Here is a 6,724-nt window from a genome sequence, read left to right as displayed (position 1 = left end):
GCGACTTCAAAAACCGATTATGCCCGGCTGATTTATGGGGCTGTATCGGGTACAGGTACCGTAAATCATCAGATGCGTCTCGTACCGGGAACTTCCTATAAATGGTACGCCATTGGTTCGCCTGTTGATGGCATCAATATTAATTCCATTGGTACAGGTCAGTTTACCGCCAGCTCAGTGTACAACTGGAGCGCTACCGGTGGATGGTCGTCGGCTCATACCGGTACATTCACTCGCGGACAAGGCGTTTTTATCGCAGCCGGTGAAAATTCTCCCTATGGATTCTTTACCATTCCTGCGAATGATTCAAATATTGTTTTTTCAGGATCCCTTTCATCCAACACTTCAGCAGTAGTGCGTTCATTGGATTATGGATCTGCACCATCGGGTGTAACATTTTCAGCAAGCCCTGGTGTCACTCAGGGATGGAATCTGCTGGCCAATCCTTATCATGCCGATTTTGACTTGAATGGATTGGATACTGATAATGGGTCCACAGAGAAATCCCTGTCTATCCGCACTCCGACCGGATACACGTCTTACAATCCAACGACCAATACTCCTTCCTCAGCCCGATACCTGTCGCCAGGCGAGGCATTCTTTGTGCGGGCTAACACCACCGGGCTGAATTTCACTTTTGCACTCTCGCGTCGCTCGGCAAGTGGTGGTGACGGACTGCTGAAAACACAGAACAACTTCGACCGCATCAACATTCGCGTGAGCAAAAATGACCGCACCGATGAGATGTACGTGCTTTTCAAATCCGACGCCACTACCGGATTTGATGGCAAGTATGACGCTTATAAATTCAACCGGATCGAAGGCTATCCGATGATCTACAGTGTCATAGGAAATGTGTATTACTCCATCAACACATTGCCGTCACTCTCAGGTTCGTATTCGTTGCCGACCCGATTCACATGTACCGAAGCCGGTGCATACACCATCAGTCTGTTTGATGTATCGGATTTCGATCCTTCCATCGTCGTGACCCTGGAAGATAAGCTGACCAATACCTTTACGATGCTGAACAATGGCGATTATACCTTCACCCACAATCCATCAAACAACCCCGACCGTTTTGTGCTGCACTTTAATAAGAGCACGGTCAGTACCATAGAACACGAAGTAGATAAATTGAATGCCTGGGTACACGACGGACAGGTGTATTTGAAAGGTTATGAAAATATGGGTCGCACTACTCTGAAAGTAACGGATATGACCGGCAAGGTTATAAAGATATGGAATACGGATGTAGTAGCCGGAGCCACTTCTACCTTTGCTTTGCCAAACCTTGCTAAAGGGGTGTATGTGCTCAGCATTGAAGCTGGCGGCAACTATAAAAACATGAAATTTGTTTATTAATTTTAAAATACCTGACGATATGAAAAAGGCTATAATACTCATCGCTATCCTGATTATATCACTACCCTTGATAACGTATGCTCAGCCTGACCCTCCGGGAGGCCCTGTGCCTGTGGATGGCGCTATTGGTCTGCTGGCTCTGGCGGGTGCAGCCTATGGCGCATATAAACACAGAAAAAATTAATTCACCTAATTCATCTTTTTTACTAGCCGGCTCTTGCCGGCTTTTTTATTGAAAATTTAAATAAACTTAAAAAAAGCTTTAAAGCTGCAACTAGCTGGAATAAGATAGTAAGCTGCTTATTAACCAAGAAAGAATGTATACCCTTTGAAGTGAAAACCAAATAAACTATCATGAGTTACTTAGTAAGTCTTCTTAAAGATGAAGGATAAATTCCTGCTTGAAAAATGGTTTGAATCGCGCGGTTGGCGTGCTTTCGCCTTTCAGCGCGAAGCTTGGAGTAAGATCCTACAAGGCAGATCAGGCATAGTAAATGCTCCGACTGGAAGTGGTAAAACCTACTCTGTACTGGGTGGTGTGATTGAAGTGCTCAAGAGCGAAAATCCGAAGGGTTTAATGTGCTTATGGATAACACCCATTCGGGCGCTGGCTAAGGAAATTGAATTAAGTGTTACCCATGCGTTGGAGGGATGTGGTCTTTGCTGGAGGGTGGGCATACGCACGGGCGATACAGAGATGGCCGAGCGCCGACAACAGGCAAGACAAATGCCTGAAATACTTATCACTACACCTGAAAGTCTCCACCTGATGATAGCCACGCGAGATGGAGAACGAGTTTTCGATCGATTGCGATTCGTCGTAGTGGACGAATGGCATGAGCTGATGGGCAACAAGCGAGGGGTGATGATGGAGCTAGCTCTGGCCTGGTTACGTGCTCGATTACCGTCATTGCAAACGTGGGGCATCTCAGCCACCATCGGGAACATGGAAGAAGCCATGCAGGTATTACTCGGGGTTACTTGCGGTGAAGGGACTATAATTAGGGCTGACTTGCGAAAGCGCATTGAGGTGATACCTGTTTTGCCAGATACCATTGACGTGATGCCTTGGGCAGGTCACTTGGGTATAAAATTGCTTCAAAAGGTAGTGCCAGTCATTGAGCATAGCCGCAGTACGCTCATTTTTACCAACACGCGCTCGCAATGCGAAATCTGGTACCAACAGTTGCTTGAGGCAGCTCCATCGCTGGCAGGACAAATCGCCATGCACCACAGCAGCATTAGCCGCGAGATCCGCCACTGGGTAGAAGATGCATTATACGATGGTCGATTGAAGGCAGTGGTGAGTACGTCGAGCCTTGACCTGGGTGTAGACTTCCGGCCGGTGGAGACGATTATACAGATTGGCAGTCCTAAGGGTGTGAGCCGTTTTATGCAGCGCGCCGGTCGGAGCGGGCACCAACCGGGAGCGGTGAGTCGCATTTACTTCGTGCCTACGCACACTTTAGAATTGGTCGAATCAGCTGCTTTACGAGAAGCGATCGACCGACAAGTGATTGAGCCACGGGAGCCTTATATGCGCAGTTTCGATGTGTTGGTCCAATGGCTTGTAACTTTAGCAGTAGGCCCAGGCTTTAAGGCTGACGAAATTCTTCGCCAAGTGCGCTCTACCCATGCTTTTTCATCTATATGCGATGAGGAGTGGTATTGGTGTTTGTCGTTTATCACTACAGGAGGTCGAACGCTCGAAGGGTACGACGATTTTAACAAAGTGGTGCTCACTGAAGATGGACGGTACGCAGTAAAGAGCAAGCGCATTGCCATGCGGCACCGCCTAAGCGTAGGCGCCATAGTAAGCGATACCTTGATGCGTGTGAAATTTCTCAATGGCGGATTTGTGGGTACGATCGAAGAGTGGTTTATCAGCCGCCTGAAACCGGGCGATGTGTTTTGGTTTGCGGGTCGCAGTCTGGAACTGGTTAGAGTACGTGGATTAGAAGTTATAGTTCGCGCCAGTCAGCAAAAGGAAGGCTTGGTACCCAGTTGGATGGGCGGACGAATGCCCCTCTCAGCACAGATGGGCGCCATGTTGCGCGAAAAGCTCCAGGAAGCCTTCGACGACAAGGCAAATGACCCGGAGCTGAAATTTATTTCTCCTTTATGGAGATTACAGCTCGACCGCAGCGCTATACCCCGACCTGATCAATTACTGATCGAATACCTCGTTTCACGCGAAGGGCATCACCTTTTTGTCTATCCCTTCGAGGGGCGATTTGTGCATGAAGGCATGGCATCGGTGCTTGCCTGGCGATTAGCATTGTTTCAGCCCATTACGTTTAGTATAGCCATGAATGATTACGGCTTCGAACTGCTTTCGGCCGATCCCATTCCCATTCAGATGGCTCTTGACTCAGATGTATTTAGCACAGAACATTTGGAGCGCGACATCCTCCAAAGCATAAATGCCACCGAAATGGCTCGTAGGCGATTTCGCGACATTGCCTCTATAGCCGGATTGGTATTTCAGGGTTACCCGGGTCGCCCCGTAAAGGAAAAGCACTTACAAAGCTCCGCCAGTTTGATTTTCAATACCTTAACAGAGCACGAACCCGACAACCTCTTGCTTCGGCAGGCTTACGACGAAATCCTTCAGTTTCAACTTGAACAAGGGCGCATGCAAAAAGCTTTCAGTCGCATGCAGGGCCAGGAAATCTTATTGAGATACATTGAACGCCCTACGCCCTTTTGCTTCCCGATCATGGTCGATCGCCTCCGCGAACGCCTGACTAACGAAACCCTTGAACAACGTGTTGAAAAAATGCTTCGGGAAGCACTAGTGGAAGTGAAGAGATAAGGGTTGAGAGTTAAGGTTTTGATTTTAACAAATAAACTTTTTCTGCGCCACCCCGCGCGATCTGTGGAAAGCGAACGGAAGTAATACAACATTTTCATTCAAAATCGCATACCGATAAAACACTGCACAAAAGCTTTCGTAACTTTGAAGTAACAAACAACGCTCTACTCTTTCACACCAAGTTTGATGAGACATATGCCCACAGAGGTTGTACAAATAGATCAAAACACTGAGGACAAACGCAAAATCCTAAATCGCTACCGCGCCTTGCTAAGGAGTTGTGCGGGTAAGCTCGACGATGCAGATAAAAAGCTTATTCGCAAAGCTTTTAATGTGGCAATGGATGCCCACAAGGGCGTACGTCGCAAAAGTGGCGAGCCATATATTCTGCATCCGCTGGAAGTAGCTATTATCGTATCGCGCGAAATTGGTCTCGGACCTACATCCATAGCCTGCGCGCTGCTGCACGACGTGGTAGAAGACTCCGAATACACCCTCGAAGACATCGAACGTCTTTTCGACAAAACCATAGCCAAGATCATCGACGGACTGACAAAAATTTCCTTTGTTTCGGATATGGACATTTCGGTGCAGGCAGAGAACTTCCGCAAGATGCTTCTGACCATATCCGACGATATCCGTGTGATTCTGATCAAGCTGGCAGACCGCCTGCACAACATGCGGACAATGGACGACATGCCTGCACATAAGCAATTAAAAATTGCCTCAGAGACACTTTATCTCTACGCCCCTCTGGCAGGTCGTCTGGGTCTATATAACATAAAAACTGAACTCGAAGACCTCTCCCTCAAGTACACAGAACCTGAAGTATACGCCGAAATCGAGCGGAAATTGCGCGAAACCAAAGCCGATGATACGCGCTATCTGACGAGTTTCACCGAAAGGATACGCGAATTACTAAAAAACGAAGGACTCGACTTTACCATTAAATACCGCACAAAAAGCATCTTTTCAATCCGGAAAAAAATGCGCAAACAGGGTATACCCTTCGAAGAAGTGTATGACAAGTTTGCCATCCGGATCATACTCAACAGTACACCTGAGCGCGAAAAAGCAGATATCTGGCGGGTATACTCGATTATAACCAGTCGCTACAAGCCAAGTCCCGAGCGGTTTCGCGACTGGATATCAGCACCAAAATCCAACGGATACGAGTCACTTCATACCACAGTGATGGGCCCCGACGGCCATTGGATAGAAGTGCAAATCCGCTCTAAGCGCATGGATGATATCGCCGAGCGCGGATATGCAGCACACTGGAAGTACAAGGAAGATGCCTCCTCTGACGCACATTTAGAAAAACTCATCGAAAAAATCCGCCAGCTGCTCGAAAATCCGGAATCTAATGCTGTAGAATTTGTCAATGACTTTAAAACCAATCTATTATCAGACGAAATTTTTGTCTTTACACCTAAAGGTGACCTTAAACGACTACCGGCTGGCTCCACACCACTGGATTTCGCCTTTGAAATACACACCGATATAGGCCTTAAAACTCTGGGCGCTAAAGTGAATGGCAAGCTTGTACCTCTCAATTACAAACTACAAAGCGGGGATCAGGTTGAGATCATTACTTCTGAAAAACAAAAGCCCAAAGAAGAATGGCTTAACCATGTAGTCACAAGCAAAGCGCGCTCTAAGATCAAATCGTCACTACGCGAAGAGAAACGAATACTTGCCGACCAAGGTCGTGAAATTCTAAGCAGGAAACTCTCCTATATCAAAATAAAACCAACCGAAAAAGTTCTGAACCGCATGGCGCAGTTTTTTAAACTGGCCAATACACAGGAGCTCTTTTACAAAGTAGGAAGTAAAATCATTGATAACGAAGACATTAAAGAATTTGCCAAAGAGTACAATAGGGGCTTCATGGCCTACCTGCGCAAAAAATTTGGCCGTTCAGAACCTGACGAAACACACATTAAAAAAACCGTCCAAACCGAAGAGGACCCAAAAATTCTTGTATTTGGCCAAAACGATGAAAAGCTCGAATATCGTATGGGTAAGTGCTGCAATCCCGTGCCGGGCGATTCAGTATTTGGCTTTTTGAGCAGCGGATCCGGCATTACAGTGCACCGATATGATTGTCCAAATGCCATTACCCTCCAAAGCAATTATGCCAACCGCATCATAAAAGCCCGCTGGGTAGCTGAGCAATCTGGCAACTTCACAGCAGTGCTCGTTATCAAAGGAATTGATACAATGGGACTTGTAAATAAGGTTACCCAAATCATCTCTAATGACATGAATGTGAATATAAAGGCCATCAATATCTCAGGCGATGCCGGCGTTTTTTCTGGAGAAATTACGCTCATCGTTGCCGATAAAATGCACTTGACTAAAATCATCGAAAAACTTAAAAAAGTAGAAGGAGTAACCTCAGTAACCCGAAAATAACCCTTGCCGAAAAACGCTCTGTGCAATAGATTAATACTGGGTCACAGTTTCTTAAAAACTCTCAAAAACGCAACCGTAATTGTTCAGACGTGCAACTTGATAAACCTCTGTTTTGGCAGAGAGTTT

General features: G+C 46.7%; 4 protein-coding genes (1 of these 4 cut by a window edge). All 4 read left to right on the top strand.

Translation table 11 applies throughout. The annotated features are described in order from the left end of the window. On the top strand, window positions 1–1,365 hold the 3' portion of the coding sequence (locus tag ACK4EX_RS04165; protein ID WP_409770021.1) for a T9SS type A sorting domain-containing protein. It extends 1,041 nt beyond the left edge of the window; only the last 1,365 of its 2,406 coding nucleotides appear in the window; the start codon falls outside the window, past its left edge; it ends in the stop codon at window positions 1,363–1,365. 19 nt (window positions 1,366–1,384) lie between these two features. Further along, window positions 1,385–1,549 (top strand): PID-CTERM protein-sorting domain-containing protein, encoded by a 165-nt coding sequence (locus ACK4EX_RS04160; protein ID WP_409770019.1) that lies wholly within the window; start codon window positions 1,385–1,387, stop codon window positions 1,547–1,549. 198 nt (window positions 1,550–1,747) lie between these two features. Further along, window positions 1,748–4,180: a ligase-associated DNA damage response DEXH box helicase gene (locus tag ACK4EX_RS04155; RefSeq protein WP_409770017.1), complete on the top strand. Its 2,433-nt coding sequence runs from the start codon at window positions 1,748–1,750 to the stop codon at window positions 4,178–4,180. Between the two features lie 195 nt (window positions 4,181–4,375). Then, entirely contained in the window at window positions 4,376–6,598 is a 2,223-nt protein-coding gene (locus tag ACK4EX_RS04150; RefSeq protein WP_409770015.1) for a RelA/SpoT family protein, read from the top strand. The last annotated feature ends 126 nt before the right edge of the window (window positions 6,599–6,724 follow it).

Source organism: Thermaurantimonas sp., assembly GCF_046299575.1.
GTDB lineage: Bacteria > Bacteroidota > Bacteroidia > Flavobacteriales > Schleiferiaceae > Thermaurantimonas.
The sequence above is the reverse complement of the archived record's forward strand: the minus strand, read 5'-3'. Positions and strand labels throughout refer to the sequence as shown.